23 protein-coding genes are annotated in these 25,690 nt (G+C 53.5%); 11 read left to right on the top strand and 12 right to left on the bottom strand.

Annotated elements, in window-relative coordinates:
* Window positions 1–365 precede the first annotated feature (365 nt).
* The gene (locus tag CDA56_RS25730; protein WP_014228669.1) at window positions 366–779 is read right to left on the bottom strand and encodes a CoA-binding protein; all 414 of its coding nucleotides are present in this window, start codon (window positions 777–779) and stop codon (window positions 366–368) included.
* A 154-nt stretch (window positions 780–933) separates the two neighbouring features.
* Here CDA56_RS25730 and mgsA point away from each other — a divergent pair, with 154 nt between their 5' ends.
* Window positions 934–1,392, top strand: a complete 459-nt coding sequence (mgsA, locus tag CDA56_RS25725; protein ID WP_014228668.1) for a methylglyoxal synthase — start codon at window positions 934–936, stop codon at window positions 1,390–1,392.
* A 28-nt stretch (window positions 1,393–1,420) separates the two neighbouring features.
* On the opposite strand, the gene helD is transcribed toward mgsA, so the two are convergent.
* A complete protein-coding gene (helD, locus tag CDA56_RS25720) occupies window positions 1,421–3,475 on the bottom strand; it encodes a DNA helicase IV (RefSeq protein ID WP_032695058.1) in 2,055 nt (684 codons plus the stop codon).
* A gap of 122 nt (window positions 3,476–3,597) precedes the next feature.
* Between helD and CDA56_RS25715 the strand changes: the two genes are divergently transcribed.
* Together CDA56_RS25715 and yccS are read left to right on the top strand one after the other, a co-directional pair.
* Window positions 3,598–4,044, top strand: coding sequence for a YccF domain-containing protein (locus CDA56_RS25715; RefSeq protein WP_004849527.1), 447 nt, complete (start codon window positions 3,598–3,600; stop codon window positions 4,042–4,044).
* 17 nt (window positions 4,045–4,061) lie between these two features.
* The gene (gene yccS / locus CDA56_RS25710; protein WP_046878166.1) at window positions 4,062–6,197 is read left to right on the top strand and encodes a YccS family putative transporter; all 2,136 of its coding nucleotides are present in this window, start codon (window positions 4,062–4,064) and stop codon (window positions 6,195–6,197) included.
* Here the strand turns inward: yccS and CDA56_RS25705 are convergent.
* A complete protein-coding gene (locus CDA56_RS25705) occupies window positions 6,185–6,808 on the bottom strand; it encodes a TfoX/Sxy family DNA transformation protein (RefSeq protein WP_046878167.1) in 624 nt (207 codons plus the stop codon). The two genes, yccS and CDA56_RS25705, sit on opposite strands and share 13 nt — an antisense overlap.
* 462 nt (window positions 6,809–7,270) lie before the next feature.
* Here CDA56_RS25705 and sulA point away from each other — a divergent pair, with 462 nt between their 5' ends.
* A complete protein-coding gene (gene sulA, locus CDA56_RS25700) occupies window positions 7,271–7,780 on the top strand; it encodes an SOS-induced cell division inhibitor SulA (protein ID WP_048261052.1) in 510 nt (169 codons plus the stop codon).
* A gap of 353 nt (window positions 7,781–8,133) precedes the next feature.
* Window positions 8,134–9,204, top strand: a complete 1,071-nt coding sequence (ompA, locus tag CDA56_RS25690; RefSeq protein WP_004849520.1) for a porin OmpA — start codon at window positions 8,134–8,136, stop codon at window positions 9,202–9,204.
* Window positions 9,205–9,306: 102 nt separating this feature from the next.
* On the opposite strand, the gene matP is transcribed toward ompA, so the two are convergent.
* Window positions 9,307–9,759 (bottom strand): macrodomain Ter protein MatP, encoded by a 453-nt coding sequence (gene matP / locus CDA56_RS25685; RefSeq protein ID WP_014228663.1) that lies wholly within the window; start codon window positions 9,757–9,759, stop codon window positions 9,307–9,309.
* Between the two features lie 185 nt (window positions 9,760–9,944).
* Between matP and CDA56_RS25680 the strand changes: the two genes are divergently transcribed.
* Together CDA56_RS25680 and fabA are read left to right on the top strand one after the other, a co-directional pair.
* The gene (locus tag CDA56_RS25680; protein ID WP_032749746.1) at window positions 9,945–11,702 is read left to right on the top strand and encodes an AAA family ATPase; all 1,758 of its coding nucleotides are present in this window, start codon (window positions 9,945–9,947) and stop codon (window positions 11,700–11,702) included.
* A gap of 69 nt (window positions 11,703–11,771) precedes the next feature.
* A complete protein-coding gene (gene fabA / locus CDA56_RS25675; RefSeq protein ID WP_004849514.1) occupies window positions 11,772–12,290 on the top strand; it encodes a bifunctional 3-hydroxydecanoyl-ACP dehydratase/trans-2-decenoyl-ACP isomerase in 519 nt (172 codons plus the stop codon).
* 64 nt (window positions 12,291–12,354) lie between these two features.
* Here the strand turns inward: fabA and rmf are convergent, their stop codons facing one another.
* The 6 genes from rmf to rlmKL form a co-directional block, all read right to left on the bottom strand.
* Window positions 12,355–12,522: a ribosome modulation factor gene (rmf, locus tag CDA56_RS25670; protein WP_004100764.1), complete on the bottom strand. Its 168-nt coding sequence runs from the start codon at window positions 12,520–12,522 to the stop codon at window positions 12,355–12,357.
* A 255-nt stretch (window positions 12,523–12,777) separates the two neighbouring features.
* Complete coding sequence (gene pqiC / locus CDA56_RS25660; protein WP_064377398.1) at window positions 12,778–13,341, bottom strand: membrane integrity-associated transporter subunit PqiC; 564 nt, start codon at window positions 13,339–13,341, stop codon at window positions 12,778–12,780.
* On the bottom strand, window positions 13,341–14,978 hold the full coding sequence (gene pqiB, locus CDA56_RS25655) for an intermembrane transport protein PqiB (RefSeq protein ID WP_025107496.1): 1,638 nt from the start codon (window positions 14,976–14,978) through the stop codon (window positions 13,341–13,343). The genes pqiC and pqiB overlap by 1 nt, the downstream gene beginning before the upstream one ends.
* Window positions 14,968–16,236 carry a membrane integrity-associated transporter subunit PqiA gene (gene pqiA, locus CDA56_RS25650; protein WP_014228659.1) on the bottom strand — a complete coding sequence of 423 codons (1,269 nt, stop codon included), beginning with the start codon at window positions 16,234–16,236 and terminating at the stop codon, window positions 14,968–14,970. Before pqiA ends, pqiB begins: the two co-directional genes overlap by 11 nt.
* A gap of 14 nt (window positions 16,237–16,250) precedes the next feature.
* Complete coding sequence (locus CDA56_RS25645) at window positions 16,251–18,158, bottom strand: ABC transporter ATP-binding protein (protein WP_004849507.1); 1,908 nt, start codon at window positions 18,156–18,158, stop codon at window positions 16,251–16,253.
* Window positions 18,159–18,170: 12 nt separating this feature from the next.
* Window positions 18,171–20,276: a bifunctional 23S rRNA (guanine(2069)-N(7))-methyltransferase RlmK/23S rRNA (guanine(2445)-N(2))-methyltransferase RlmL gene (gene rlmKL / locus CDA56_RS25640; RefSeq protein WP_064358359.1), complete on the bottom strand. Its 2,106-nt coding sequence runs from the start codon at window positions 20,274–20,276 to the stop codon at window positions 18,171–18,173.
* Window positions 20,277–20,374: 98 nt separating this feature from the next.
* On the opposite strand from rlmKL, the gene CDA56_RS25635 reads away from it, so the two are divergent.
* Window positions 20,375–21,484 carry a YcbX family protein gene (locus CDA56_RS25635; protein ID WP_102803884.1) on the top strand — a complete coding sequence of 370 codons (1,110 nt, stop codon included), beginning with the start codon at window positions 20,375–20,377 and terminating at the stop codon, window positions 21,482–21,484.
* Here CDA56_RS25635 and zapC read toward each other — a convergent pair.
* The gene (zapC, locus tag CDA56_RS25630; RefSeq protein ID WP_004849504.1) at window positions 21,481–22,023 is read right to left on the bottom strand and encodes a cell division protein ZapC; all 543 of its coding nucleotides are present in this window, start codon (window positions 22,021–22,023) and stop codon (window positions 21,481–21,483) included. The genes CDA56_RS25635 and zapC overlap by 4 nt on opposite strands.
* 168 nt (window positions 22,024–22,191) lie before the next feature.
* Window positions 22,192–23,202, bottom strand: coding sequence for a quinone-dependent dihydroorotate dehydrogenase (gene pyrD, locus CDA56_RS25625; RefSeq protein WP_004130996.1), 1,011 nt, complete (start codon window positions 23,200–23,202; stop codon window positions 22,192–22,194).
* A 248-nt stretch (window positions 23,203–23,450) separates the two neighbouring features.
* Between pyrD and ssuE the strand changes: the two genes are divergently transcribed.
* The 3 genes from ssuE to ssuB are packed head-to-tail and all read left to right on the top strand — an operon-like array spanning window position 23,451 to window position 25,644.
* Window positions 23,451–24,026 carry an NADPH-dependent FMN reductase gene (gene ssuE, locus CDA56_RS25620; RefSeq protein WP_009653287.1) on the top strand — a complete coding sequence of 192 codons (576 nt, stop codon included), beginning with the start codon at window positions 23,451–23,453 and terminating at the stop codon, window positions 24,024–24,026.
* A 56-nt stretch (window positions 24,027–24,082) separates the two neighbouring features.
* Complete coding sequence (gene ssuC, locus CDA56_RS25615; RefSeq protein WP_004849501.1) at window positions 24,083–24,874, top strand: aliphatic sulfonate ABC transporter permease SsuC; 792 nt, start codon at window positions 24,083–24,085, stop codon at window positions 24,872–24,874.
* Window positions 24,871–25,644 carry an aliphatic sulfonates ABC transporter ATP-binding protein gene (gene ssuB, locus CDA56_RS25610; protein WP_014837971.1) on the top strand — a complete coding sequence of 258 codons (774 nt, stop codon included), beginning with the start codon at window positions 24,871–24,873 and terminating at the stop codon, window positions 25,642–25,644. The genes ssuC and ssuB overlap by 4 nt, the downstream gene beginning before the upstream one ends.
* Window positions 25,645–25,690: the final 46 nt, after the last annotated feature.

Genomic DNA, 25,690 nt, shown 5'->3' with positions numbered 1-25,690 from the left:
AAAATCATGGATAATACATTTCTTATATCACCAAACCTCCATTTTAACGCTACGCCAAAAATATCTGTGATATTAGTCATATAAATGACATGAGAAAAAACAATTATTTTTTTAAACTTTAAAATATTTTATAAGGATTCCCCATATATTTTCTATGGTTTATTTATAAGAAATAAATTATCCTCGCAAGGAAATTTTAAGTAATAAGGGAGATAAAACCTGGACGATGCCTGTTAAATCCACAAAGACAATGGGTTTTATTTTAAAATAAAGAAACGTTTCGATGTAGTTTTAATTAAAATATTGACCATAAATAACTTAATCAATATTGATAATAAAAAACCCCGCCAGGCGGGGTTTTAGGTTTAACGGGCTAATCCTAATCGCGGGATCTCTATCGCCGGACAGCGATCCATCACCACATTTAGACCGGCGTCTCGGGCGAGAACAGCCGCCTGTTCATTGATTACCCCCAGCTGTAGCCATAGCGTTTTCGCACCGATAGCCACTGCCTCCTGGGCGACGCCCCAGGCCGCTTCTGAGTTACGGAAAACATCGACCATATCCACTTTTTCCGGCACGTCAGCAAGCGTGGCATACCCTTTTTGCCCCAGCAGCGTGGTACCCGCAACCTTAGGGGAAACGGGAATGACGTGATATCCCTGCTCCAGAAGATACTTCATCACCCGATAGCTTGGGCGGTCAGGTTTGTCACTTGCCCCCACCAGGGCGATAGTCCGTGTCGAGGTCAAAATACCTGCGATATCGTTTTCTTTCATCATCATCCTCCTGCTATTTAGCCCAAGTGTATGCTAATCCGGATGAACCCGCATGAGTCCTGACCTGCAGATGCGTCAAATTTTTTCATCCCGACGCTTGCAGCAACAGTCACTTCCAGTAATCTGTCTACAGGCCAAAATGTGGAATGAAATGATGGAACTAACAACACGTACCTTGCCAGCACGCAAGCATATTGCGCTGGTTGCTCACGATCACTGTAAAGATATGCTGATGAAGTGGGTCGAGCGCCACCAGCCACTGCTGGCGCAACACACGCTCTCGGCGACAGGAACGACCGGAAATCTGGTGTCACGCGCAACCGGGCTGGAGGTGCATGCGATGCTGAGTGGTCCCATGGGCGGCGACCAGCAGGTGGGTGCGCTGATTTCAGAAGGTAAAATCGATGTATTGATTTTTTTCTGGGATCCGCTAAATGCCGTGCCGCACGACCCGGATGTTAAAGCGTTATTACGTTTGGCGACGGTATGGAATATTCCCGTCGCCACCAATGTCTCAACCGCCGACTTTATTATCCAGTCCCCGCACTTCAGCGACCCCGTTGATATCCTGATCCCTGATTATCAGCGCTACCTTGCAGAGCGTCTGAAATAAGCCCCGCTGGCGGCCACGCCGCCAGCCATCATGGCTTTCTTGCTACCGGCACATCCAGCGCCTCTAGCATTTCAACAAACGGCGAAGGTTGCTCTTTATTAAACAACAGCCATACGCGCAGGCGGGCGCGGGTGATGGCGACATACAGCAAACGCCTCTCTTCGGCATCGGGAAAATCCTCCGGCTGCGGTAAGAGCGCCTGCTCCATAATCGACTCACGCGCCGGTGCAGGAAACGCATCATCCCCCTCCTGAAGGCCAAGAATTATGACGTAATCAGCTTGTTGTCCTTTGCTGGCATGAATAGTCATAAAATCGAGCTGCAGATGCGGCCAGCGCGTGGCGGCTTTCTCCAGCGCCGCCGGCTTCAAATGATGATAGCGCGCTAGCAATAAAATCCGCTGCTCTCGTTTGACATAGCCGCTCATTTTATCAAGCAGATCGTCGAGTTTGTCCTCCGCCAATAACGTCACCGCTTTTTTGTCCCCTGCGACCAGGCTGTTTAGTGGTTTCGTTAACTGGTGCGGATTTTGCTGGATAAACCCGTTGGCTATCTCGCCTATCCGGCTATTAAATCGGTACGTCGTATCCAGCGCACAGCAATCCCCTTCGCCAAAATAGTGATTAAAGGCCGTTGTTAAAGAGAGCTGAGCACCGCTGAAACGGTAGATGGCCTGCCAGTCATCGCCAACGGCAAACAGCGTCGTCTGCGTGTTTTGCCGACGTAACGCGGCGAGTAGGGATGCCCGCTGCGGGGAGATATCCTGAAACTCATCCACCAGAATATGCTTCCACGGGCTGACGAACCGCCCTTTATCCAGAATATTGATCGCCTGATGAATCAGGCCGGAGAAATCGACGGCGTTTTCATCTTTTAACGCCGTTTTCCACGCTTTTAGCAGAGGGGCCATCAGCTTAACGCGCTTGCCAAAAAGGTCGCGTACCTCTTCAGGGGCCCCGGCAATCATCTCAGCCTGCGAGCCGCCATGCATACGCATCAAGCTAACCCAGCGGTCAAGGCGGCTGGCAACACGACGTTGCAGCTTTTTGTCCTGCCAGAAATCCCCTTCAGGGATCTGCCACCCCATTTCCTCCTCCAGCCACAATCGCCAGCCTTTCGCCTGCGCTTTTTTCTCCTGGCACTGCTGCTGCCAGCTCTGTACTAAAAGTTTTTGCCGTGCAGCGCTGTCGCTCTCCAGCTTGCTGATCGTCGGGGCTTTTTTACTGCCCTGCTGGATAATGTGCAGGGCAAGGGAGTGAAAAGTACGCGCAGAGATCTCTTCAGTGCCCAGGCGCTCGCGGATGCGCTCATCCATCTCCTGCGCGGCTTGCCGACCAAACGCCAGTAGCAGAATTTGCTCAGCCGCCGCCTCGCCACGGGTCAATAACCAGCCTGCGCGCGCCACTAACACGGAAGTTTTACCGCTTCCGGCACCCGCCAGAACTAATAACGAACGCTCGCCGTTTACGACTGCGCGTGCCTGAGCCGGATTCAACGGCGATGATTCCACTGCGGCAAAAAATCCGCGGTATTGCTCCAGCATGGATTCCGTAAAAGTTTGGTTATGCTCGAGCCTGGCTTTTTCCGTATTACTCAACCAACTCTGGCATTGCCGCCATAGCTCGCGGCAGTTATCAAAAGCATCAAGACGGACTGTCGGCACTGGTAATCCGCTCAGCGCATGGCGTATTTTGCGCTGAATATCGCTTACCTGCTGACGCGTCAACCATTTACCTTCCGCGCTGGAACGCGCCACTTCCGCCAGCTGCTGGCGAAGTACATCAGCGGCAATATCGCTCATTTCCGCGCTCCACTGCTGCCAGAGCGTGTTCAGATGATGGTAAAAGCGCTGGGTTTCACTCCATTCGGTACCGTGCAAACGCACAACTTTCTCGCCCGGTAGGGTAAACTCCAGCTCCCCCCAAACCAGCCCACGCTTGCAATGAATTGATAATAACTGATTGAAAGGTATAAGATATTCATGGCTATCACCGGAAACCTTTACTCCGGCATTAAGAAGTTGCACCCTGTCATAAGGATGCTGAGCCATACGCTTGCCCAATGTTGTCGCTCTAAGTTCCATATAATGTCGAATTTCAATCAGGTTGGATGTTTTTAAGTTTAACCGCCAGCGACCGGGTGCTCCAGCGTAAAAAACGCTACAATGGCCGTGCCTTATTATCCACCGTATTAAGCAGAGGGTTTATGCGTACCGTTCTGAATATTTTAAACTTTATCCTTGGCGGATTCGCCACCACGCTCGGCTGGCTTCTGGCGACGCTGGTCAGCATTGTGCTGATCTTTACCCTGCCTCTCACCCGCTCCTGCTGGGAGATAACAAAACTCTCTCTTTTTCCCTATGGGAATGAGGCCGTTCATGTCGACGAACTCGATCCTCAGGGAAAGAATAGCCTGCTAAACGCGGGTGGGACACTATTGAATATTTTATGGTTTATTTTCTTTGGCTGGTGGCTGTGCCTGATGCATATCTTTTGTGGTATCGCCCAATGCCTGACTATCATTGGCATCCCGGTTGGTATCGCCAATTTTAAAATCGCCGCTATTGCTTTATGGCCAGTAGGCCGACGAGTCGTCTCCGTCGAGACCGCTCGCGCCGCGCGTGAAGCCAATGCGCGTCGCCGCTTTCAGTAATTGAATGGAATAGAGAAATGCTCACCCCCCTGCTACGCCGCTATACATGGAACAGTGCCTGGTTATATAACATCAGGATATTTATCGCACTCTGCGGCACGACCGCATTTCCCTGGTGGCTTGGCGAAGTAAAACTCACGATTCCTCTAACACTCGGGGTGGTGGCAGCGGCGCTGACCGACCTTGATGACCGCCTGACAGGACGTCTGCGTAATCTGGCCATTACCCTCGTGTGCTTTTTTATTGCTTCAGCCTCAGTGGAACTCCTTTTTCCCTGGCCGTGGTTATTTGCGGCGGGATTAACCGTTTCAACAATCGGTTTTATTTTGCTCGGCGGCCTGGGCCAACGCTATGCCACCATCGCCTTTGGTGCTTTGTTAATCGCCATCTATACCATGCTGGGCGTTACGCTTTACAGCCACTGGTATCTTCAGCCGCTGTTTTTGCTGGCTGGCGCGGTGTGGTACAACTTACTTACCCTCTCCGGACATCTGATTTTCCCTATCCGTCCTCTTCAGGACAATCTGGCACGCAGCTACGAGCAGTTAGCTCACTATCTGGAGCTTAAATCACGCCTGTTCGATCCGGATATTGAAGATGAAAGCCAGGCTCCGCTGTATGACCTGGCGATAGCCAATGGCCAGCTTGTGGCCACGCTGAATCAGACGAAAGTTTCCCTGCTGACTCGCCTGCGCGGCGATCGCGGGCAGCGCGGAACGCGTCGCACTTTGCAGTATTACTTCGTGGCGCAGGACATCCACGAACGCGCAAGCTCATCGCATATTCAATACCAAACGCTGCGCGATCATTTTCGCTACAGTGACGTGATGTTCCGCTTCCAGCGTATGCTGTCAATGCAGGCGCAGGCCTGCCAGAAACTGTCTCGTGCCATCCTGCTACGCGAACCCTACCTTCATGACACTCACTTTGAGCGCGCTTTTATGCATCTTGACGCCGCGCTCGATCGCGTAAAAGCCAGCGGCGCGCCGGCAGAACAGATTAAGGCGTTGGGATTTTTGCTTAATAACTTACGCGCCATTGACGCCCAGCTGGCGACAATTGAATCCGTCCAGACGACTGTACAGTCCAGTCACAACACGGAAAACCTGTTAGCCGACGACCAACCCGGCAGTTTCAGCGATATCTGGCTGCGCCTGCGCAGTAATATGACCCCAGAGTCAGCTCTGTTTCGCCATGCGGTTCGAATGTCATTAGTCCTGTGCGCAGGTTATGCATTTATCCAGTTAACCGGACTGAACCACGGTTACTGGATATTGCTGACCAGCCTGTTCGTATGCCAGCCAAACTATAACGCCACTCGTCACCGGCTGGCGTTAAGGATAATCGGTACGCTCATCGGCGTAGCGATAGGCCTGCCGGTGCTGCTTCTCGTCCCTTCCGTCGAAGGCCAGCTGCTTTTAATTGTCCTGACCGGCGTGCTGTTCTTCGCGTTCCGTAATGTACAGTACGCCCATGCGACCATGTTCATTACCCTTCTGGTTTTGCTGTGCTTTAACCTCCTGGGGGAAGGTTTTGAAGTCGCCCTACCGCGTATATTTGATACGCTGATCGGCTGCGCTATCGCCTGGGCCGCAGTCAGCTTTATTTGGCCAGACTGGAAATTCCGCAACCTGCCCCGAGTACTTGAACAAGCAATCAATGCCAACTGCCGATATTTAGACGCCATACTCGAGCAATATCATCAGGGGCGCGACAACCGTCTTGCCTATCGTATTGCGCGAAGAGCGGCGCACAGCAGGGACGGTGAGCTGGCATCCGTTGTATCAAACTTATCAACAGAACCCAGAGCGGGCTCGCAAATGCGGGAAACCGCTTTTCGGTTGTTATGCCTGAACCACACTTTTACCAGCTATATCTCCGCCCTGGGCGCACACAGGGAAAAGCTGACAACGCCAGATATCCTGGCGCTGCTGGACGATGCCGTTTGTTATGTTGATGACGCGCTGCACCACTCACCGGCCGATGAACAGCGGGTACAGCAAGCTCTAACAAGCCTGCAAACCAGGATACAGCATCTTGAACCTCGTGCCGATAGCAAAGAGCCGTTAGTGCTTCAACAAATCGGGCTGCTACTGGCGCTGCTGCCAGAGATTTGCCGGCTACAGCGACAGGTTGAGATTCAACCTGAATAGCTCTCACTCTCCCGCATCTGTTCCGTTGCCCACTTCTCAAGCTCCTGACGCTGCTGCGTCGGGAGCGTGGCCGCGTGGACGCCTTCAATAGCCCCCTGTAAGGAATAAAGAATATTCACCGTTAGCGCTTTATTTATTTTTCGTAACCTCAACCAGGCTTCTTTGGCCCCAATCTTACGCAGCATTAATTCATCCGTAATGCCTGAATTAATCAGCTGTAGTTCCATATGAAAACTGATATTTGGCAAATTTTTTAATCTTCCGGAATGTCGCTGCCGATGTTTTTCATGACGCGCGCTCTGTAATGACAGCGCCGATAAATGAAAAAGCATTTTGCTATCCCGCCAAAGTTCCTCATCAATATGATAATACTTCAGCGCGACCAGACGACCATTCTTCTGCATCTTCAACAGCGGGTTTTTATGCGCCACGCGGTACTCCGCGCTCTGCTCGCAAACCCGAAGATAGATTTCTCCCTCAGCCATCATGGCAAACACGGTATTATCTATCGCCAGGCTATAGCCACCAAATAAGGGCCGACAGCTTATTTTTCCTAATGGAGACAAACATGCCCGAAACTGATGGATCCTAAGACATATAAGTTTCTTCATGATTATTCCTTTGTTAATCATGTAAATAAGACATAAATGTGCTAACGGATCCGTTAAAAGAGAAAATAAGTGACTTCTCTTCATGCGGCAACATGAATTATCTGTTCATTTTAATCAGCGTGTTTTTTTGCGAGCCGCTTTCAGAAAATAGTCATTTGATGAAGTTAAACGCGGGAAAGATAAAATGCTTAATTAATATTCATCACAGTAGCGTACAGAGAGCAGGGCATCCCTGTTCGCTCATAGACCGTTAATGCCATCATTTATGAGAAGAATTTAGCCAGCAAGAAAGCGCGACAACCATGAATTCACATTGTGTACGCGCGGACATCCGATGCGACCGGTTCGGGTTCACTCCCGGCGACGTACAAATTTCATCCAGCAACAGAGAAAATAGGGTTGATCTTTCACCCTGCCGCATATACTGTATATGTATACAGTAACCCACAGGCGGGATAGACTATGTTTACATCAGCTCACGCAAATCGTTCACCACTGACTTCTACTTCAGTACGTCGTCGCTCTCATGACGCTGCCGAACAGCCAGCTAATGGGCTGATCAGTGAAATAGTCTATCGAGAAGACCAGCCCATGATGACGCAGCTACTATTGCTTCCTTTATTACAACAGCTTGGGCAGCAATCGCGCTGGCAGCTCTGGCTGACGCCACAACAGAAGCTGAGCCGCGAATGGGTGCAGTCGTCCGGTTTGCCGCTGTCGAAGGTGATGCAGATCAGCCAGCTCTCCCCCGCTAACACCCTGGAATCCATGGTTCGCTCACTGCGCACGGGAAATTATAGCGTCGTTATTGGCTGGCTATCAGAAGAACTGAGCATTGAGGAACATGAACGCCTGGTTGCCGCTGCAGAAGAGGGTCACGCGATGGGCTTTATCATGCGTCCGGTAAGAAATACCAATCAGCCAGGCAGACAACTTTCTGGGCTAAAAATTCACTCAAACCTGTATCATTAACCGAGTTTAGGATTAATCCTGGAATTTTTTTTGCCCTGGCGCGAGATGGGCTTTCTTGAACGGCATTTTTGTTAAAATGCTTGTCTGATGCGGCTTCGCGACTTTTTTTGCCTCGATTAAGTTCAACCGTATTGGTTAAACATAGCGTACACAACCCTTTTTTTTCATATGCCTGACGGAGTTCACACTTGTAAGTTTCGAACTAAGTTGTAGACTTTACATCGCCAGGGGTGACCGGCTTACGCTGCATGTATCAGCATAGTTAACAACAAGTCACGCCCCGGGTGAAGGATTTAACCGTGAGGTCTTCTGAACCTTCATGGCGAATTTTGGATGATAATGAGGCGCAAAAAATGAAAAAGACAGCTATCGCGATTGCAGTGGCACTGGCTGGCTTCGCTACCGTAGCGCAGGCCGCTCCGAAAGATAACACCTGGTACGCAGGTGCTAAACTGGGCTGGTCCCAGTATCACGACACCGGTTTCTACGGTAACGGTTTCCAGGGCAACAACGGCCCGACCCGTAACGATCAGCTGGGTGCTGGTGCGTTTGGTGGTTACCAGGTTAACCCGTACCTCGGTTTTGAAATGGGTTACGACTGGCTGGGCCGTATGGCTTACAAAGGCAGCGTTGACAACGGCGCTTTCAAAGCTCAGGGCGTTCAGCTGACTGCTAAACTGGGTTACCCGATCACTGACGATCTGGATATCTATACCCGTCTGGGTGGTATGGTTTGGCGCGCTGACTCCAAAGGTAACTACGCTTCTACCGGCGTTTCCCGTAGCGAACACGACACTGGCGTCTCCCCGGTATTCGCGGGCGGCTTAGAGTGGGCTGTTACTCGTGACATCGCAACCCGTCTGGAATACCAGTGGGTTAACAACATCGGCGACGCTGGCACCGTTGGTACCCGTCCTGATAACGGCATGCTGAGCCTGGGCGTATCCTACCGCTTCGGTCAGGACGACGTTGCTCCGGTTGTAGCTCCGGCGCCGGCTCCGGCTCCAGAAGTGACTACCAAGCACTTTACCCTGAAGTCTGACGTTCTGTTCAACTTCAACAAATCTACTCTGAAACCAGAAGGCCAGCAGGCTCTGGATCAGCTGTACACCCAGCTGAGCAACATGGATCCGAAAGACGGTTCCGCAGTTGTTCTGGGCTACACCGACCGTATCGGTTCTGATGCCTACAACCAGCAGCTGTCTGAGAAACGTGCTCAGTCCGTTGTTGATTACCTGGTATCCAAAGGTATCCCGGCTAGCAAAATCTCTGCTCGCGGTATGGGCGAATCCAACCCGGTTACTGGCAACACCTGTGACAACGTGAAAGCTCGCGCAGCTCTGATCGACTGCCTGGCGCCGGACCGTCGTGTAGAAATCGAAGTTAAAGGCTACAAAGACGTTGTAACTCAGCCGCAGGCTTAAGTTATCTCGTTAATAAAAAACCCCGCGATGCGGGGTTTTTTTTACCTTAAATTCCTCTATCAAAAAGCAGCAGCGCACCGATATATCCCGATGCTTGCATCACTACTCTTTACCTAACAGTACCTGCAAATCATGCTTCAGGCTGGACATCTTGCTGGCATACTTCTCTTTATGCTCAGCATCCTCAATCAACTGCACAATGGTTTCAGAAAGCGTTTTACCCCGTCTTTGCGCCAGACCCGCCAGACGCTGCCAGACCATGAACTCCAGGTCGATAGACTTTTTACGCGTATGCTGATGCTCCGCGTTAAAATGACGCTTACGTCGGGCGCGGATAGTCTGCTTCATGCGGTTCACCAGCGCCGGATTGATATGCTGCTCAATCCAGGTATTCACCAGCACGGGTTCATTTTCGAGCGTCAGTAATAAATCGACGGCGGCTTGCGCAGCGCTGGCTTCAATGTAGCGGGTAATAAGCTCACCTTCCCGGTGCTTTTTTACCAGATAAGTCCATTTCCAGCCGCTTTCAAGATTTTCCAGTTGTTGATATTTCATTGCGATCTCAATGTGACCGTGTAACTCATTTCAGGATATCAGTTTTTTCCTGATGTGCTGAGAATAAATGATCTTTCGTGATGTTGGTAGATTCGTTATCACCGCGACAATCGCAATCCCTCGTGTGCTCGGACGCCGCATAATGTATAATCGCGCGTTTTACATCTGACTAAAAAACAGCGACTTTGACCATTACGAAACTTACCCGAAACGACCTCGCTCCTGATACGGAAAGTTATCAGGCGCTGTTTGCACAAGCCGACTTAGCTCACGCAGAGACATCGCTCTCAGGCGAACTGCAACCCCGACTCTTCTATGGCCTGGAGCAGCTCCTGGTCACTCCAGCCATTTCGCCGTTTATGCTGGTTAAAATTCCGGAAGAGCCGGAGTACCTGCAGTGGCTGGCTAACGAAACCCGTACTTTACACCAACCGGCACAAACGCTCTGTGGCGTTCGCTATCAGGTTGATGGCGGAAAAATCTCGCTCTCCCCGGCGCAAACGGCTGAAGATAATTTCGCCAGCGTTGCGCCGGTTGAAGCCGCGGACTGGATCGAAGCAGAGCAGCTTTTTGGCTGCGTGCGCCAGTTTAATGGTGAAATCACGTTACAACCCGGTCTGGTCCATCGCGCTAACGGCGGGGTATTAATTCTCTCCCTCCGTGCATTACTGGCACAGCCCCTGCTGTGGATGCGGCTGAAAAATATGGTAACCCGCCAGCGTTTTGACTGGTTATCATTCGATGAGTCTCGCCCTCTTCCGGTCAGCATTCCCTCTATGCCCCTGAGTTTGAAAGTTATCCTGGTCGGCGAGCGGGAATCTCTTGCTGATTTTCAGGAGATGGAACCCGAGCTTTCTGCGCAGGCTATCTACAGCGAATATGAAGATAATCTGCAAATCGCTGACGCCGATACGCTGAAGCAGTGGTGCCAGTGGGTCTGGCAAAATGCTCAGCTGCTCGAGCTCCCGGGGCTGTCAGCTAACGCCTGGCCGCTGCTAATCCAGGAAGGTGCGCGTTATACAGGCGATCAGGAAACCTTGCCGCTGTGCGTGCTCTGGATTGCTCGCCAGCTTCGCGAAGCCGCCGCGTTCTGTGAAGGTGAAGAGATTAGCGCTGAAGAGATGCAAACCATGCTGGAGCGTCGTTTGTGGCGCGAAGGCTACCTTGCTGAACGCATCCAGGATGAAATACTGCAGGAGCAAATCCTGATCGAGACCGAAGGCGAATGCGTCGGACAAATCAACGCACTCTCCGTCATTGAGTTTCCGGGCCATCCGCGTGCGTTTGGCGAGCCTTCACGTATTAGCTGCGTCGTACATATCGGCGACGGCGAATTTATTGACGTTGAGCGTAAGGCCGAGCTCGGTGGCAACATTCATGCAAAAGGCATGATGATCATGCAGGCGTTTCTGATGTCCGAGCTGGAGCTCGAACAACAGCTCCCCTTCACCGCCTCCCTGACCTTCGAGCAGTCCTACAGCGAAGTGGATGGCGATAGCGCCTCCATGGCCGAACTGTGCGCGCTGATCAGCTCGCTGGCCAATGTGCCGATTAATCAGAGCATCGCCATTACCGGTTCTGTCGATCAGTTTGGTCGCGTACAGCCGGTTGGCGGGCTTAACGAGAAAATTGAGGGCTTCTTTGCTATTTGCCAGCAGCGTGGGCTGACCGGTAAACAGGGAGTCATCATTCCCTCCGCCAACGTTCGTCACCTGAGCCTGGCGCAGGAACTGCAACAGGCCGTTGCGGATGAGCAGTTCTTTATCTGGGCAGTCGATGACGTGACGGAAGCGCTGCCCATTCTGACCCAGCTACTCTGGGACGGCGAAGGACAAACGTTACGGCAAACCATTCAGGAACGTATTGCGCAGGCGACACAGCAAGAGAGTCGTCATCGCTTTCCGTGGCCGCTACGCTGGTTAGGCGGTTCAGGTTCGAACTGATCGGACTTGTTCAGCGTACACGTGTTAGCTATCCTGCGTCCCGAACTCAAAATAAGGCTTACTGAAAACATGGTAGATAAACGCGAATCCTATACAAAAGAAGACCTTCTTGCCTCTGGTCGTGGTGAACTCTTTGGCGCCAAAGGCCCACAGCTGCCGGCGCCAAGTATGCTGATGATGGACCGCGTCATCAAAATGACCGAAACCGGTGGTAACTATGACAAAGGTTATGTTGAGGCAGAACTCGATATTAACCCGGACCTGTGGTTCTTCGGTTGCCATTTCATTGGTGACCCGGTGATGCCGGGCTGTCTGGGCCTGGATGCCATGTGGCAGCTGGTTGGCTTCTACCTGGGCTGGTTAGGCGGCGAAGGTAAAGGACGTGCATTAGGCGTGGGCGAAGTGAAGCTCACCGGCCAGATACTGCCAACGGCGAAGAAAGTGACCTACCGTATTCATTTCAAACGCGTGATAAACCGTCGTTTGATTATGGGGCTGGCGGATGGAGAAGTGCTGGTTGACGGTCGTTTGATTTACACCGCAACCGATCTGAAAGTGGGCCTGTTCCAGGACACTTCCGCGTTCTGATAAACATCACGCGTTAGAAAAGGCGAAGCCCCCGCGCAGCGGAGGCTTCTTTTTAAAGAGACAGTCAGGCAATTTGTACCCTGTCCTCCATGGCCTCTCGCCAGCCTCCTAGCCAATAAGACCTTTGGTTTAAGGTCTGGTAAGGACACATTTCCTTAGACCTTCCGGTAATACCGGCCTGGTACCCACGCTGATGTGCCCGCTCCAGGCGATCTCGTTTTTGTCTCTTCATGCCTCGTTTCCCTCATACTTTGATCTGGTGGAAAAGAAAACAATGGTCACTAAATACGCAACCACGGTTAACGAATACCGCGAATCGGGGATAGCGTCAATGCGCAAAATTCACGCCATTGTCATATTTGTGAGCTACATGAAACTTCGTTTGTACAAAAACTGTGAACCAGCACAAGTAACAAACTGATGAGACAAATAAAAAAGCCGCTGCGATTTTCACTGTCGCAGCGGCTTTTATTCTTATTAATTTTACTTATGGCAAGCGGTTAATCTCGCTGGCAATCGCCGTCGCTTCCTGGGTCCAGGCCTGCGCGAGCGTTTTCACCATCGCGTCGTAACCATCCTCTTGTTGCTTAAGCTCAATATGGAACGGCCGCTTAATCAGCTGCCCCTGATGCTTCAGCAGCCACTCGCCGCTAACGATGACCCGGCCATCGTAACGGCCGTGAAAACCGCTGACGGACACGTTCAGCGTATCCTGCTCGCTCCCCAGCGGTTGAGAGGCAATCACCCAACCCGGAAGCTGGTTGCTAAGGTTCGCCACCAGCGTCGTTTTCAGCTGCTGATCGAGCGGGCTCGCCCACAGATTGTTATTCGCAATCACATACTGAACATCGGTGGTCTGATAGACCACCCCGTTACCGGCAAGATAATCCGGAATGCTCACCTGCTCGACCCAAAGCAAGTTTTTGCTTTGGTGGGCGGCGCTTTGCGCGCCACCCTGCGCCACGGGAAGCTGATAGTAAGTTTTACTCTCACCGCCGCTACTGCATGCCGTCAGCGCGCATACCGCCGCCGCTATTAGCCATTTCTTCATTATTTCGCTCCCTTCGGCTGCGGATCTTTTTTATCCTTCGCCTCAAATACCAGCGCATTGCTCTTATCATTGAGCGTTTTCAGTACCGGCTGCAGTTCACGAAGAACCTGATCGAGACGCTGCATATCCGCAACCATCTTATTGTATGCCGCAGATCCCGGCTGGAAGCCCTGCATACTACGATTAAGCTCGCGCAACGTATTCTGCATATCGCCCGGTAGCTGCTGCATCGACTGACTTGACGTTATCTTGTTCAGACTGTCCAGCGTCGCCTGTACGTGCTGCATCGTTTTTTCACTTTGCGCCAGCGTACTGGTTGCCTGCTCCAGCAGCGGGTTGATTGGCAGATTGTTAATTTTATCCAGCGCGTCCATCAGGCGCTGCTGGATCTGCGCCAGGCCACCGCTCACGGTTGGAATAATCGGATAACCGCCAAACTCCTGAATCTTGCCGCGCGGAGGGGCTTTCGGGTAGAAGTCGAGATCGATATACAGCGCGCCGGTCACCAGGTTTCCGGTTTTAAGCGAACCGCGCAGCCCGCGATTCATTAGATCATCGATATGCTTACGAATGTCAGGATTAGCGCCTAACTGATTGATCAGACGTTCCGGTTCAATTCGCACTTCTACCGGGATACGGTAATCGTCGTTGATGTTCTGCTTCAGCCCAGGAACAAAGAACGGCACCTTGCCGACGGTCCCCAGACGGATACCGCGGAACTCAACCGGCGCGCCGGGCTGCAAACCACGAATCGAATCTTTAAAGAACATCACGTAGTCAATATGCTGGGTAAACACCGAATCCTGGATGCTGCGTTGATCGTCAAACAGATGATATTCGGTTTTATTCGCCACCGGCTCACCTAACGGTAGCCCTTCGGGAATATCAAAGCTGACGCCGCCGCCAAACAGGGTCGACAGCGATCCCATCTCAACGCGCATACCCGCAGCGGTCAGATCCACCGCAATACCGCTATCTTTCCAGAAGCGCACGTTATTGGTCACCAACCGATCGTTAGGCGCGCTAATAAACAGCTGATAGGTAATATTGCGTTTTTGCGCATCGAAGGTGCTGGTTTCAACTGAACCTACGCGGTAGCCGCGGAAAAGCACCGGATCGCCGGGTGAAAGCTGCCCCGCTTTGCTGCTTTCCAGCAGAATGCGAATACCTTTAGCATCAGGGGAGGCCAGCGGCGGTGAATCCAGCAGCGGATACTGCGCAGGAACAGAGCCTTTGCTTCCCGGCTGCAGTTCGATATAGGCGCCGGATAACAGCGTTCCCAGACCGCTAATCCCTTCACGGCCGACCTGCGGTTTAACCACCCAAAAAACCGAATCCTGGTGCAGCAGTTTTTCCATACCTGAATTCAGCCGCGCTTTAATCTCCACGTGGGTCAGGTCGTCCGTCAGCGTCGCGCTTTCAATCACGCCGACGTCAACGCTGCGGCTTTTTATCCGGGTTTTGCCCCCTTCAATACCTTCTGCGTTAGTGGTTATCAGGGTCACTTCCGGCCCCTGGTGGCTATAGTGATAAAAGAGAATCCATGCGCCAATCAGCGCCGTGACTATCGGGAAGATCCACACCGGTGACCAGTTCTTCACCTTTTGCACTTTCGCTTCTCCGCTCTTATTTTCCATGCTGCAGTCTTTCCTCATGGCTTGAATCTGGCTCACGATCCCACAATAAACGCGGGTCAAAGGTCATGGCCGAAAACATTGTCATTACTACGACCAGCGCAAACATCACTGCCCCTATCGCCGGATAGATATTCATTAATCCACCGATGCGAACCAGAGCGGAGAGGACTGCGATAACAAACACATCAATCATTGACCAGCGGCCAACAAACTCGACGACTTCATAAATCAGATGCATGCGCTCCGAGTCGCGCGCTCCCTTGCCGCTGGCGTTCCAGCATAGCCAGCCAATGGCGATCATTTTTAACGTCGGCACCATAATACTGGCAATAAAGATCACCATCGCCACCGGATACGATCCTTCGCTCCACAGCAGGATCACCCCCGCCATAATCGTGGAAGGCATTTTATCGCCCAGCAGGTCGGTAATCATGATCGGCAGAATATTGGCGGGCATATAGAGGATCAGCGAAGTCACCAACAGCGCCAGCGTCCACTGCAGGCTGTTTTTACGCCGGGCGGTTCCCCTTGTCCGACAGCGCGGACAAACGGCCTCATCGACGGGCAAAACCGCCGTGCAGCATGAGCACGAGCGTAGCCCCTGACGCAGGCCGGAGACGCCGACTTTCAGCGGCTGTGTAATCGCCGGCATTGGTGCAATATCATCCCATAACCAGCGGCGATCCACGCACTGGAACGTCCTCAGCTGTAACAGGCAGAACATACACCAGGGAACGAAGCTCAGGCCGATGCCGATATCGCCGTAGGCCATCAGCTTAACGAAGCTGACCAGCACCCCGGCGAGAAAGATTTCCGCCATCCCCCAGGTTTTAAGGTGAAACAGGATCCGCGCCAGAAACGCCTTTAGCCCGGAAGGCATGCTCACCCGATTGACCAGCAGCAGTATGGTGACCAGGCAGAAAGCCGGCACCAGCTGGACGAAAAGTAAAAAGAAGGTACCGAGGCTGGCGTAATCCTCGCTAAACAGCACGTTCGGAATTTCCAGCAGCTCGATTTCGCTGCTGATCCCTCCAACCTTCATATAGATGAAGGGGAACAGATTGGCCAGCAGCAGCATGAACAACGCGACCAGCGCGTAGGCTGTGGGACGCTGCCGGGGCGCGTCCCATGACGTTGTCAATGTCGTTCCGCAACGCGGACACGTAGCTTTCTGGCGATGCTCCAGCTGCGGCAAAGCCACCAGCAGATCACATTGTCGACACAGGATATGCCGCGCAGCATGATGATGATCGCACATGAAAACTCCTCAGCTTATGCGCCGTTTTTTAAACCTTCGAGATATTCCCAGCGTTCGAAGGCGGTTTCCAGCGCCTGCTCCGCTTCACTCAGCTGTGCGAGCACCTGCTGCGTATGGTCATGCGACTGACCAAAGAAAGAAGGGTCGGCAACCTGCTCCTGCAAATTCTGCAGCTGGGCTTCCAGTTCTTCCAGTTTTTGCGGCAGCTGTTCCAGCTCGCGCTGCAGGTTATAGCTTAGTTTGCTGGCAGCGCGTTTGACACTTTCTGCTTTCGGTTGAGCAACTTCAACTGTCTTTTTAGAAACCGGCTGTTTTTTCGCCAGATACTGCGCCTGCTGACCGCGGGCGTCATGATAGCCGCCCACGTATTGGCCAATTTGCCCCGCGCCTTCGAAGATCCAACACTCCGTTACCGTGTTATCCACAAACTGACGGTCGTGGCTAACCAGCATCACGGTTCCCTGATAACCGTCGACAAGCTCTTCCAGCAGCTCCAGGGTTTCGACATCCAGATCGTTTGTCGGTTCATCGAGTATCAACAGGTTGCTGGGCTTGAGGAACAGGCGCGCCAGCAGCAGGCGGTTACGCTCCCCGCCCGACAGTGCCCGCACCGGCGTCATCGCGCGTTTCGGATGGAACATAAAGTCCTGCAGATAGCCCAGGACGTGGCGCGGCTTACCGTTCACCATCACTTCCTGTTTACCTTCCGCGAGGTTGTCCATCACCGTTTTATCCGGATCAAGTTCCGCGCGGTGCTGGTCGAAGTAAGCCACTTCCAGCTTGGTACCCACATGAATACGTCCACTATCCGCCTGCAGCTGACCGAGCATCAGCTTCAGCAGCGTAGTTTTGCCGCAGCCGTTCGGGCCAATCAGCGCAATTTTGTCGCCGCGCTGGATTTGAGCGGTGAAGTCTTTAACCAGCACCTTGCCATCAACCTGGTAGTTGACGTTCTCCATTTCGAACACAATCTTGCCCGAACGCGCGGCCTCTTCCACCTGCATCTTCGCGCTGCCCATCACTTCACGGCGCTCACCGCGCTCGCGGCGCATGGCTTTCAACGCCCGCACGCGCCCTTCGTTACGGGTGCGACGCGCTTTGATCCCCTGACGGATCCACACTTCTTCCTGCGCCAGCTTGCGATCGAACTCCGCGTTCTGTAACTCTTCCACGCGCAGCGCTTCTTCTTTATCCAGCAGATACTGATCGTAGTTCCCCGGATAGGTCACCAGCTTACCGCGATCGAGATCGACAATTCGCGTCGCCATGTTGCGAATAAAGGAACGGTCGTGCGAAATAAAAATAATGGTGCCTTTGAACATCTTCAGGAAACCTTCCAGCCAGTCGATAGTTTCAATATCGAGGTGGTTGGTCGGTTCATCGAGCAGCAGCACGCGCGGCCCGCTGACCAGCGCGCGGCCGAGGGCCGCTTTACGTAGCCAGCCGCCGGACAGCGAGGAAAGCTCGGCGTTAGGATCCAGATTCAGCTGTTCCAGCACTTCATTAATGCGGCTATCGAGCTGCCACAGCCCTAAATTATCCAGCTGTTCCTGAAGGCGTGCCAGTTCGTTCAGATTCTTGTCGCTCGGGTCGGTCATCACCAGCTGCGAAACATCGTGATAACCCTTGAGGTATGCCGCTTGTTCAGCAATACCTTCCGCCACAAAGTCATAGACGGTTCCGGTAACATTACGCGGCGGATCCTGCTGTAGACGCGCCACAACCAGATCCAGTTCATAGATAATGCGCCCGTCATCAAGACCCTGTTCACGATTGAGGATCTTCATCAGGGTCGATTTACCCGCACCGTTGCGCCCTACCAGGCAGACGCGTTCGTTATCTTCGATATGCAGTTCAGCATTATCCAGCAGCGGCGCATCGCTGAAAGAGAGCCAGGCGCCGTGCATACTAATTAAAGACATTCTTTATTCCTTTCAGGCTGCGGTAATCAGCCAGCAGTTGTGAATCTGACGGTTACGGGCAAAATCCTGAGACAGCGTTTTTTGCGTGATCTCCTGCGCCTTCAGGCCCAGCTGCGCCAGCCCGTCATGATCCATACGGAAACCGCGTTTGTTGTTCGAGAACATAATCGTGCCGCCTTTACGCAGCAGACGTTTTAAATCGGTCATCAGGCGCAAATGATCGCGCTGTACGTCAAACGCATCATCCATACGCTTGGAGTTGGAGAAGGTTGGCGGATCGATAAAGATCAGATCAAACTGTTCGGTGGTCTCCCGCAGCCAGCCCAGCACATCAGCCTGCATCAGGCGATGCGCGCGGCCGGTTAAGCCATTGAGGCGCAGGTTACGTTCAGCCCATTCAAGATAGGTACGTGACATATCGACCGTCGTCGTGGAACGCGCGCCGCCAAGGCCGGCGTGGACGCTGGCGCTACCGGTGTAGGAGAAAAGGTTGAGGAAATCTTTGCCTTTGCTCATCTGGCCCAGCATGCGGCGAGCAATACGGTGGTCGAGGAACAGCCCGGTATCCAGGTAGTCGGTCAGGTTTACCCACAGACGTGCGTTATACTCCTGCACCTCAATGAACTCACCTTTTTCACCCATTTTCTGATACTGGTTTTTCCCTTTCTGCCGTTCGCGGGTTTTCAGCACCAGCTTGTTCGGCGCAATCCCCAGTACGGCAATGGTGGCGGCGATAATATCAAACAGGCGCTGGCGGGCCTTGTGCGCGTCAACGGTTTTCGGCGGCGCATACTCCTGCACCACCACCCAGTCGGCGTAGCGGTCGATAGCGACGTTGTACTCCGGGAGGTCGGCATCATACAGGCGATAGCATTCAATGCCTTCCTGACGCGCCCACTTCTCATATTTTTTCAGGTTCTTACGTAGACGGTTGGCGAAATCTTCCGCCAGCATCGCGGTTTTGCCGCCTTCGTTTTCCGCAAGATGGTAATTCTTCTGGACGCAGTCGAGCGGTCCATTTTTCGCTTTGAACTGCTTATCAGCGCGCAGCTGCAGGCAGCTCAGCAGATCCGGCGAGGCGCTAAACAGCGACAGGTTCCAGCCGCCAAACTGATTTTTCATGATCCGCCCCAGCAGGCTATGCAGGGCAATCAGCGCCGGTTCACTCTCCAGACGCTCGCCGTACGGCGGGTTGCTTATCACCGTGCCGTAAGGGCCCTTCGGCAGTGGGTTGCTAAGCTGGGCAACGTCTTTCACTTCGAAGGTAATCAGTTCGCCAATACCGGCGCGACGGGCGTTGCGCTGCGCACGTTCGATGACGCGGGCGTCAACGTCGGAACCGTAAAAGCGCGACTCATACGCCGCCAGCCCCTGACGGGCGCGGGTTTGCGCTTCGGACTTCACCTCTTTCCAGATAGCATCGTCATGCTGCGCCCAGCCGCCGAAACCCCAATGGCCGCGGTGTAAACCCGGCGCACGATCGGTAGCAAGCATCGCCGCTTCAATCAGCAGCGTACCGGAACCGCACATGGGATCGAGCAGCGGCGTACCGGCAGCCCAGCCGGAACGCATCACTATCGCCGCAGCCAGGTTTTCTTTGATTGGCGCCATACCGGTACCGTCGCGGTAGCCGCGCAGGTGCAGCCCCTCGCCGCTAAGATCCAGGGAGATATGCGCGGTCTCTTTATTCAGCCAGACGTTAATACGCAGATCGGGATTTTCGCGATCGACGTTGGGACGCGGCAGATTCTTACGCGTAAAGCTGTCGACGATGGCGTCTTTCACCTTCAACGCCCCGTACTGGCTGTTGCGGATCTCTTCGTTCAGCCCGCTAAAATGCACGGCAAAAGTGGCATTCTGAGTGAAAATCTCCGTCCATGGAATGGCCTGTACGCCAAGGTACAGATCCAGGTCGCTGTATACGCTGCACTGCCCCAGCGGCAGCATAATCCGCGAAGCCAGCCGGCTCCACATCAGGCTTTGATACAGCAGCCGCGTATCTCCCTGAAAATGGACCCCGCCCTGGACCAACTGGCAGTCCACCGCGCCCAGCCCTTCCAGTTCAGTTTTTAACAGCTCTTCCAGCCCACGAGCCGTACTGGCAAACAGAGAATTCATATCGTCACTTTTACTAAAAGAAAATTGGTGCGCATTATAGCCAATATGCGCCCCATGTCATAAAGTTAAAGGCTTATTTTTAAAGCCAGGGGCAGCGTATGGTAACCCTTTCGCGACTTTTTATTCATCCCGTCAAATCGATGCGGGGAATAGGGCTCAGCCACGCTTATGCAGACAGCAGCGGGCTGGCCTTCGATCGTATATTTATGGTGACGGAAACCGATGGCACCTTCATTACCGCCCGTCAGTTTCCGCAAATGGTCAAATTTATTCCCGCGCCGCTCCATGATGGTCTGCATCTGACCGCGCCGGACGGCAGCAGCGCGATGGTGCGCTTCAGCGATTTCTCCGTACAGCAGGAGCCGACCGAAGTCTGGGGCAACCATTTTACCGCCCTGATTGCCCCGGACCGGGTGAACCAGTGGCTAAGCGGGTTCTTCAACCGCAGCGTTCAGCTCCGCTGGCTGGGGCCAGCGCTTAGCCGCAGGGTAAAACGTCACGATGCCGTCCCCCTCTCTTTTGCCGACGGTTTTCCCTATCTGCTGGCCAATGAAGCTTCGCTGCGCGATCTGCAAAATCGCTGTCCGGCCAGCGTAAGCATAGAACAATTTCGCCCAAATCTGCTGGTGACCGGCGCGGCCGCCTGGGAAGAAGATACGTGGAAAGTGGTGCGTATTGGCGAGGTCATTTTTGATGTCGTCAAACCGTGCAGCCGCTGCGTATTGACTACCGTCAGCCCGGAGCGCGGGCAAAAGCATCCTTCCGGGGAGCCCTTAAGCACGCTGCAGCGTTTCCGCACAGCGCTGGATAACGGCGATGTCGATTTTGGCCAGAACCTGATCGCGCGAAATAGCGGTGTAATCCGCGTGGGCGATGCGTTAGAAGTGCTGGCCCGCGGCCCGGCGAAGGCCTACGGCGCAGGCGAGAGTGATGCTACGCCGGCACCTGAAGCGCAGGAGAACGCGACGGTAGAAATAGCGTGGCAGGGAGTGAGTTTTACCGGTAATAATCAGCAAATCTTGCTGGAGCAGCTGGAACAACAGGGAATTCGTATTCCTTACTCCTGCCGGGCTGGGATTTGCGGCAGCTGCCGCATCCGGCTGGAAGAAGGAGAAGTCAGCGCGCTGAAGAAAAACGCGGTCGCCGCAGATGGCACCATTTTATGCTGTAGCTGCGTGCCGAAAACCGCGGTGAGGCTGGCGCCTTAAACCGCCTGACCCAGGCTGTAGCTGGCGACGCCTGGCGCTGGCTGCAGCCTGTCGTTCATAATTTTAATCACGTCGCCGAGCTGCATCACCCGCCCGGCAAGCGTCAGACCGGGCTGGGCTAACAGGCACAGCGCGGCGTTTTCTCCGGGCTCAACCACCAGCAGATTCACCTGCTGGCCGGTATCGCTGAGCCATGCGCTGGCGGCATCGCCAACGCCGGGCTGCCAGCTCTCTTCATGCGTGTTGAAATGCCAGCTTTTCGGCATTTGCGGCTTGAGAAAACGAATCGCAACCAGCGCATTGAGTACTAATTCAGCGCGCTGTTCTTTTGATAATTCGAGATCGCGGCACTTTTCTTCAAATGAAAAATAGAGCGCTGCGTCATCAACGCAAAATCCGGAAGGCGCGAAGGCGTCGGGCGTCAACATGCGGCGAGCAAAACGCGATCTGAATAACATACCATTAGCCAGATCGAGCATCATGCGGTCATGCTCTTCATCGTAATACCAGCGCCAGTTATCGTCAGGTTTGATCCGCATTTCTACCCCCGTCCTCTTCCACTTCCGTCTGTAATAAACAGGTAAACTGCTACAGAATATTTCAAAAATTAAGAAAAGACTAAAATGTCTAAATAAGCAACAATGAAGGAATATAAAACAACCAGGGCTATAAATAAAGCCCTGGTGGAGTATCAGAGGGGGAAAAGATTAGATATGGGTAACAATTTCTTTAATCAGCGGCGGGCCTTTAAAAATAAATCCGGAATAAATCTGCACCAGCGTCGCTCCGGCGGCTATCTTTTCCCGGGCGGCAATCACCGAGTCAATACCGCCGACTCCGATAATTGGCAGGCGGCCATTTAATTCCGCAGACAGCATGCGGATAATTTCCGTACTCTTCAGCTGCAATGGACGTCCGCTAAGGCCACCGGTTTCATCACAATGTTTCATCCCCTGCACCAGCGATCGATCCAGAGTGGTATTGGTGGCAATGACGCCATCTATATTATGCCGGACTAAACTGTCCGCTACCTGGATCAATTCTTCGACGGAAAGATCCGGAGCGATCTTTACGGCCACAGGAACATATTTTTGATGTTTCTCTTGTAGCTCGCGTTGCTTATTTTTAATACCAGAAAGCAAATCGTCCAGCGCATCTCCGTATTGTAAAGTACGCAAGCCTGGGGTATTCGGCGAGGAGATATTAATGGCGATATAGCCGGCATAAGCATAGATTTTTTCCATACAAATCAGATAATCATCTTTGCCTTGTTCTACCGGAGTATCTTTATTCTTGCCAATATTAATACCCAGAATGCCGTCAAAATGCGCCTTTTTTACGTTCTCCACGAGGTTATCAACACCGTGGTTATTAAAGCCCATGCGGTTGATCAAACCTTCGGCATCGACCAGGCGGAAGATCCTTGGCTTATCGTTGCCCGGCTGTGGACGCGGCGTCACGGTACCAATTTCAATGGAACCAAAACCCATCGCCCCGAGGGCATCAATGCACTCGCCGTTCTTATCCAGCCCGGCGGCCAGGCCCAGCGGGTTCTTAAATGTGAGCCCCATACAGGTTACCGGCTTTGTCGGTACCTTCTGGCGAACCAACATTTCCAGCGGGGTACCCGAAACACGGCGTAATTGTTGAAAAGTGACTTCATGAGCGCGCTCAGGATCGAGCTGAAAAAGGGCTTTACGAACGAAGGGGTAGTACATGAACTCTCCTGGATTCCCGGTGTGCAAACCGGGGGCGTATTATGTGCGATCCACCCCGGAAAGGGAATTGACCTACGACAAAAAATCTTACCTCCGACGCAAACGTTTACTTTTCTCCCGCTCGTTATGCACTTTCTGACAATCCAACGCCGGATAAATCATTTAGGGAAATAAAAGCGCTCTGTCACACTGCGGCTAAATGTTATCAATTATAGATAAATGCAAATATTTAGTTATAAGGAGAGAGTATGCGAGTCATCACACTTGCGGGCAGCCCGCGCTACCCTTCCCGCTCCAGCGCGCTTCTGGAATACGCCAGAGAGACGCTTTCGGCGGCGGATATCGAGGTCTGCCACTGGCATCTGCAGAATTTCGCTCCGGAAGACCTGCTCTACGCTCGCTTTGATAACCCAGCCCTCCATGCGTTAAATGAACAGCTTGCCGGCGCCGATGGGCTGATCATTGCGACGCCCGTCTATAAGGCCTCTTTTTCCGGCGCGTTAAAGACGCTTCTGGACCTGCTGCCGGAGCGCGCGCTGGAGGGCAAAATCGTTCTGCCGCTGGCTACCGGCGGAACCATCGCCCATATGCTGGCGGTGGATTACGCCTTAAAACCGGTACTCAACGCGCTGAAAGCCCAGGAGATCCTCCACGGCGTTTTCGCTGACGATAGCCAGGTTACGGATTATCAGCATAAACCGCAGTTTACCCCGAATCTGCAGGGCCGCCTCGACCAGGCGCTGGAAACCTTCTGGCAGGCGCTGCATCGCCCCAGCAGCCGCGCGCCGGCGCTGAAAACCTTACAGCGGGTTGAGCACGTTTAAAGTTCAGCGTTGATGCCCGTCACCAGGCAAAACGCTAAAGAATAAAGGAACACTGTATGGCGACGCTTTCGCAAAAACTCCTGATCCGCATAGCCCCCTGGCTTTTGCCGGTTGGCAGCGTGATTGTATGGCAATTCGCCTCTTCCGTTGGTTGGCTCTCTACCCGTATTTTGCCGTCACCGGAAGGAGTGCTCAAAGCCTTCTGGACGCTCTCCGCCAGCGGCGAGCTTTGGCAACATCTGGCCATCAGCTCATGGCGGGCGCTTATTGGTTTCAGCATCGGCGGTTCCATTGGCCTGGTTCTCGGGCTTATCAGCGGCCTGTCGCGCTGGGGCGAACGCCTGCTGGACACCTCCATTCAGATGCTGCGCAACGTGCCGCACCTCGCGCTGATTCCGCTGGTGATTTTATGGTTCGGCATCGATGAAAGCGCCAAAATTTTCCTCGTGGCGCTGGGGACGATGTTCCCGATTTATATCAACACCTGGCACGGTATTCGAAACATTGACCGGGGTCTGGTGGAGATGGCCCGCAGCTATGGCTTATCGGGTTTTGCTCTGTTCCGTCACGTGATCCTGCCGGGCGCCCTGCCCTCCATTATGGTCGGCATCCGGTTTGCGCTCGGCCTGATGTGGTTAACGCTGATCGTGGCTGAAACCATCTCGGCTAACGCCGGTATCGGCTATCTGGCGATGAATGCCCGCGAATTTCTGCAGACCGATGTCGTGGTCGTCGCCATTATTCTTTACGCTATTCTCGGCAAACTGGCCGACTTCAGCGCACAGCTTCTTGAACGCGTCTGGCTGCGCTGGAATCCGGCTTACCACCTTCAGGAGGCCAACGCATGACAACCGCGCGTCTTAATCCGGGGATCCCGCTACTGCTAAACGGCGTAAGCAAGCGTTACGGCAGCAAAACGATTCTGAATGAACTCGATCTGCATATTCCCACCGGGCAATTTGTCGCGGTGGTCGGACGCAGCGGCGGCGGTAAAAGCACCCTGCTGCGGCTGCTCGCCGGGCTGGAAAAACCCAACGCCGGGCAGCTGCTGGCGGGTTCGACGCCGCTGGCGCAAATCCAGGAGGATACCCGGATGATGTTCCAGGATTCCCGCCTGCTGCCGTGGAAAACGGTGATCGACAATGTCGGCCTCGGGCTGAAGGGGCAGTGGCGCGAGGCGGCGCTCAAGGCGCTGGCGAGCGTCGGCCTTGAAGACCGCGCCGGTGAATGGCCCGCGGCGCTTTCCGGCGGGCAAAAGCAGCGCGTGGCGCTGGCTCGCGCGTTAATTCATCGCCCCGGATTATTACTGCTTGATGAACCGCTGGGCGCGCTGGACGCCCTCACTCGCCTGGAGATGCAGGATCTGATTGTTTCGCTGTGGCAGGAGCACGGATTTACCGTTCTGCTGGTCACCCACGACGTCAGCGAGGCGGTGGCGATGGCCGATCGCGTTTTGCTGATTGAAGAGGGGAAGATAGGGCTGGATCTGCTGGTGGACATTCCCCGTCCGCGACGCACGGGTTCAGCGAAGCTGGCCGAACTGGAAGCGGAAGTACTGAATCGGGTGATGCAGCGCGGCAAGAACGAATCCTCGCCACGCTTAGTGAGCCACGGTTAACGACTGCGACGTTCCCCCGCTCGCGCTGTGCTTAGCGGGGCTACAG

This window comes from Klebsiella michiganensis, from assembly GCF_002925905.1.
GTDB classification, from domain to species: domain Bacteria; phylum Pseudomonadota; class Gammaproteobacteria; order Enterobacterales; family Enterobacteriaceae; genus Klebsiella; species Klebsiella michiganensis.
This window is presented reverse-complemented; position numbering and strand designations above follow the sequence as displayed.

Bases quoted from the DNA above. Each gene is read 5' to 3' on its own strand.
- CDA56_RS25730 (WP_014228669.1), bottom strand. From the start codon at position 779: ATGAAAGAAAACGATATCGCAGGTATTTTGACCTCGACACGGACTATC.
- mgsA (WP_014228668.1), top strand. From the start codon at position 934: ATGGAACTAACAACACGTACCTTGCCAGCACGCAAGCATATTGCGCTG.
- helD (WP_032695058.1), bottom strand. From the start codon at position 3,475: ATGGAACTTAGAGCGACAACATTGGGCAAGCGTATGGCTCAGCATCCT.
- CDA56_RS25715 (WP_004849527.1), top strand. From the start codon at position 3,598: ATGCGTACCGTTCTGAATATTTTAAACTTTATCCTTGGCGGATTCGCC.
- yccS (WP_046878166.1), top strand. From the start codon at position 4,062: ATGCTCACCCCCCTGCTACGCCGCTATACATGGAACAGTGCCTGGTTA.
- CDA56_RS25705 (WP_046878167.1), bottom strand. From the start codon at position 6,808: ATGAAGAAACTTATATGTCTTAGGATCCATCAGTTTCGGGCATGTTTG.
- sulA (WP_048261052.1), top strand. From the start codon at position 7,271: ATGTTTACATCAGCTCACGCAAATCGTTCACCACTGACTTCTACTTCA.
- ompA (WP_004849520.1), top strand. From the start codon at position 8,134: ATGAAAAAGACAGCTATCGCGATTGCAGTGGCACTGGCTGGCTTCGCT.
- matP (WP_014228663.1), bottom strand. From the start codon at position 9,759: ATGAAATATCAACAACTGGAAAATCTTGAAAGCGGCTGGAAATGGACT.
- fabA (WP_004849514.1), top strand. From the start codon at position 11,772: ATGGTAGATAAACGCGAATCCTATACAAAAGAAGACCTTCTTGCCTCT.
- rmf (WP_004100764.1), bottom strand. From the start codon at position 12,522: ATGAAGAGACAAAAACGAGATCGCCTGGAGCGGGCACATCAGCGTGGG.
- pqiC (WP_064377398.1), bottom strand. From the start codon at position 13,341: ATGAAGAAATGGCTAATAGCGGCGGCGGTATGCGCGCTGACGGCATGC.
- pqiB (WP_025107496.1), bottom strand. From the start codon at position 14,978: ATGGAAAATAAGAGCGGAGAAGCGAAAGTGCAAAAGGTGAAGAACTGG.
- pqiA (WP_014228659.1), bottom strand. From the start codon at position 16,236: ATGTGCGATCATCATCATGCTGCGCGGCATATCCTGTGTCGACAATGT.
- CDA56_RS25645 (WP_004849507.1), bottom strand. From the start codon at position 18,158: ATGTCTTTAATTAGTATGCACGGCGCCTGGCTCTCTTTCAGCGATGCG.
- rlmKL (WP_064358359.1), bottom strand. From the start codon at position 20,276: ATGAATTCTCTGTTTGCCAGTACGGCTCGTGGGCTGGAAGAGCTGTTA.
- CDA56_RS25635 (WP_102803884.1), top strand. From the start codon at position 20,375: ATGGTAACCCTTTCGCGACTTTTTATTCATCCCGTCAAATCGATGCGG.
- zapC (WP_004849504.1), bottom strand. From the start codon at position 22,023: ATGCGGATCAAACCTGACGATAACTGGCGCTGGTATTACGATGAAGAG.
- pyrD (WP_004130996.1), bottom strand. From the start codon at position 23,202: ATGTACTACCCCTTCGTTCGTAAAGCCCTTTTTCAGCTCGATCCTGAG.
- ssuE (WP_009653287.1), top strand. From the start codon at position 23,451: ATGCGAGTCATCACACTTGCGGGCAGCCCGCGCTACCCTTCCCGCTCC.
- ssuC (WP_004849501.1), top strand. From the start codon at position 24,083: ATGGCGACGCTTTCGCAAAAACTCCTGATCCGCATAGCCCCCTGGCTT.
- ssuB (WP_014837971.1), top strand. From the start codon at position 24,871: ATGACAACCGCGCGTCTTAATCCGGGGATCCCGCTACTGCTAAACGGC.